Source organism: Gordonibacter pamelaeae 7-10-1-b (assembly GCF_000210055.1).
In the GTDB taxonomy this organism is placed as follows: Bacteria; Actinomycetota; Coriobacteriia; order Coriobacteriales; family Eggerthellaceae; genus Gordonibacter; species Gordonibacter pamelaeae.
On the sequence record NC_021021.1, the window covers coordinates 1,887,763 to 1,891,251 of the forward strand.

Annotated in this window: 5 protein-coding genes; all 5 read right to left on the reverse strand. The window is 66.8% G+C overall.

Translation table 11 applies throughout. From position 1 onward, the window contains the following. Positions 1-229 (reverse strand): TM2 domain-containing protein (locus tag GPA_RS08735; RefSeq protein WP_041239359.1); only part of this gene is annotated, 229 nt, incomplete at its 3' end. Between the two features lie 13 nt (positions 230-242). Continuing rightward, positions 243-752, reverse strand: a complete 510-nt coding sequence (locus GPA_RS08740) for a hypothetical protein (protein WP_015539638.1) — start codon at positions 750-752, stop codon at positions 243-245. Between the two features lies 1 nt (position 753). Further along, positions 754-1,782 (reverse strand): hypothetical protein, encoded by a 1,029-nt coding sequence (locus GPA_RS08745; RefSeq protein ID WP_035586685.1) that lies wholly within the window; start codon positions 1,780-1,782, stop codon positions 754-756. Positions 1,783-1,874: 92 nt separating this feature from the next. After that, the gene (locus tag GPA_RS08750; RefSeq protein ID WP_154270805.1) at positions 1,875-2,459 is read right to left on the reverse strand and encodes a hypothetical protein; all 585 of its coding nucleotides are present in this window, start codon (positions 2,457-2,459) and stop codon (positions 1,875-1,877) included. 5 nt (positions 2,460-2,464) lie between these two features. Continuing rightward, positions 2,465-3,489, reverse strand: a 1,025-nt coding sequence (locus tag GPA_RS08755; RefSeq protein ID WP_197533086.1) for a C40 family peptidase, incomplete at its 5' end; no start/stop codon positions are given.

Genomic DNA, 3,489 nt, shown 5'->3' on the forward strand with positions numbered 1-3,489 from the left:
CGCCGAGCCCGAGCAGGCCTCCCGTCAGCAGCCATACGATTGCCGTAGCGATCTTGCCCGTATAGAACCTGTGCGCCCCGGTGAACCCCAGGACGCTGGCGAGCGCGAGCGCGACGTGCCAGCTCTGCGAGTTCGGCTCTTCGGACTCCTCTTCCCGCAGCGGCCGCTGCTCCAACGGGTACGGGCAGAACAGCTTCGACCCGTCGGCCAATGTGACCCACTCGCCCATATCCGCCTCCGATCTAGTACACCAACGAGATGGTTCCGAAAGCCCCGCCCATAAGCGCCATGACGCCGCCCGACACGGCGGCCTGCAGGCCCTTCTTCGCGGCCACTGCGTCGTCCGAGTGGAAGAAGTAGTCGTAGAAGCCGTTGATCATCCAAAGGGTGCCGAGCGCGATCAGGCCCGGAACGGCGAACTCGCGCATGAAGCCGTTCAGGCTCCCACGGCCGAGGTCGTAGGCCGTGAAGGCGACCATGACCCCTCCCGTCGCGAGCATGCCGAGCGCCTGGCGCGCCGCGGGCCCGTCGTCCGAGCGGTTCTGGAAGTACCGGTACGCCCCGAATGCGGTGAGGACGTACCCGGCGAGCTGCACGATGGGCTTGAGCACCTCGCTCACGAGCCTGTCGAGAGTCATGCCGTCCTGCCCCAGCGCCGCACCGTACCCCCATGCCCAAGCCTGGGAGGCGTCGGCAAGGGAGAGCGCCGCGGCGAGCGCGACGACGGCGGCTGTCTTCGATCCATGCCTCATGTCACATCATCTTCCCGACGACCTTGTACGTCGTCATCGTCGAACCGAGCACGACCACCAGCAGCGTCGCCGTGTAGATGAGCCCTCCCCGGATGATCTGCCAGATGTCGCCGCCCGACGTCACGATCACCCCTTCGAGGATCATGGGCGTGATGATGACGACCGCCTGGACGACCGCGATCATGATGGCCGCGCTGCCGATCTCTTTGAAGTACATCCTGCCGGCCTCGGCCCACTCCTCGCTGAGAAGGAACGCCACGGGAATGCTACAGAATCCCGTGAGCACGCTCGCCTCGGCGAACCTGGCCAGGATCACGGCCTCGCCCGCGAAGGACACGATCATCGACATCACCCAGAAGAAGAGAGCGCCGAGGTAGAGCAGGAGCAGGCTGCCGATGTAGGAGCCGAGCGCCCCTGCTATGCCGGCGTTGCCGGAGGCGTCGCCGGCGGTCTGCCCGAGAGCGGAGTTGACGGCCGCGGACAGCGCCGCCTGGTCGAAGGACACGCCGGCCGACCCGCCCGGGGCGTACTGGGAGATGGCGTTCGATATGCCGTCGCCGGCGAGGAGTATCCCGTATATGAGCAGCGGCGCGAGGTCGATCAGCGTTTTGTACAAGAAGAACTTGACCAGCATCATCACGAGCTCGTAAAGCCCCTCCCCATGGATGAAGCTGCCGTCGGTCGCCGTGACCTTCTTGAACACCCCTTGGAAAAGGAACACCATGATGAGCGACTCGCCCACCGGCGCGGCCGCCTTGTTGATGACGGCGATGACGTCGGCGACGCGCGAGGCGTCCACGTCGAACTTGTAGGACGCGAGCTGCGACAGCCAGGTGTCGGACGCCGACTGCATTATCGCCGCCACGCCGTCGCCGAGGCCGAGGGCGGTGAAGAAGTTGTTGACTATGCCGGAGATCGACAGGCCGGTCAGATCCTCGATCCACCCGCCGTAGGCCGTATCCGCGAGGATCATCATAGCGAGCATCGCGATCAGGACGCATGCTCCCGCCAAACTCGTGCGGAAGACCACGCGCCTCCACCGGGCTGCACGATCTACGGTTGCGGACAGATGGCTGATGACGGGATCGGGAGCGACGGCACCCTCGTACGCCGGCGCGCGCCTCATAAAGCATCGCCCCCGCGCTCGATGCGCTCGGGCTTCTCAGACCCTCCGGTCAAAGACTCCAAGGGGACGACCGTGCACGTGCCGTAGTCCAGGGAGTAGGCGACGCCTACGTCGGCCGCTTTCGAGCCGTCGGAATCCAGCAGCTCCACCTCCAGGTAGGACGAGGCGGTCGACGACGGGAAGCTGAGCACGGCCGAAACGTACGCGCGAGACGCCTCGATGCCCTTCTCCTTGCAGTACGCCCCGAGCGCGGCGCGCACCGCATCCTGGTCGACCCGCGTTGCCTCGGCCTGATCGGGGGCGATGTCCAAGGACAAGGCGGGCTCCTCGCCGTCCGCATCGGCGCCGGCCTGCCCCGCTCCCCCCCGGTCGTCCGGCGCGGATTGCTGGACGGCGGGCGCGGCGTCCCTCTTGGAAGGGGACGGGCCGACGCATGAGAACTCGTTGACGGCGACGTTGACGGCGACGGCCAGGGCGAGGAGGGTGATCGCCGTGCGCATGGCCCGCTTCCGCCGGCGCTCGATCTCGTCCATCTCCTCGGCCGTGTCGGGGTTCGCCCTCCATAGGTTGTCGTGCTTCATCTTCACTATAAGTACCGCCTAACCTGCCAGTTGTAAGTGTTCGCCACATAGCTCGATACATCCCCCGAGTAATGGGGGCCGGGCGCGTGGCCCATGCCCATCAGCTGCCCGTCTCCCACGTACATCTCGACGTGATCCCATGTCGGGTTGTACCCGTTAAAGTTGCAGAACACGAGGTCGCCCGGCTCGAGCTGGGAGGCGGAGACGCCCTGCCCTCTCGACCCCGAGGCTATCTCCTTGCCTCCGAGCGACTGGTCGCCGGTGTACCAGCCTATGTCCATGCCGGTGACGGCTAGGTAGGCCGCCCTGCACATGCCCGAGCAGTCGGTGGCGCCCGTCCTGTCGGGATCCACGCGCAGGCTCGCATCCTGGGAGTACACCAGCCACTTGTTCTCGCGCGCCTTGACCCATTCGGCCACGGCCGCCCCGTCGCCCGACGCTCCGTAGGACACCTCGTAATGCTCCAGCACGCGCAAGGGGTAGTTGGGCGTGCCGATACCGTAGCTTCGCGCCAGATCCTCGCTCCACCTGCCGCCGTTGGACAGCGCGTAGGCATGCCAGCCAGGGCCCGAGTTGTACGTCTGCAGCACGTTCTTCAACGCCTCGAGGTCGCAAGGGTCGTCGCATCCCCAGAGCCGCAGCTTGTCGGACAGGTACGCGCAGCCCTGCTTGACGCTGGCCGAGCACCACCAGTCGTCGCCGTCCGCACCCGTCACGGGGTCGGCGACAGTGCCGGCATCGGGGAATCCCGGGCGGGACGCCCCCGTCGACTCGGCGCACTGGAACGGGTCGTGGTCGGCTATCTTCCAGCCGGCACCGCCGCTCTCATGCTGGCAGACCGCCAGCGCGAGCTCGACGAACTCCCCCTTGCCCTCCTGGTGCATGTAGTAGGACACGTAGGGCCTCAGCGCCTGCACCTCCTCCGACAGGCCGACGGCCCTCGCCTGGGTCGAGGACGCGCCAGCGCCGCACATGCAGAGGACGAGCCCGCAGAGCGCGAGCGCCGCGAGCATGGCCATTGCGAGCGCGA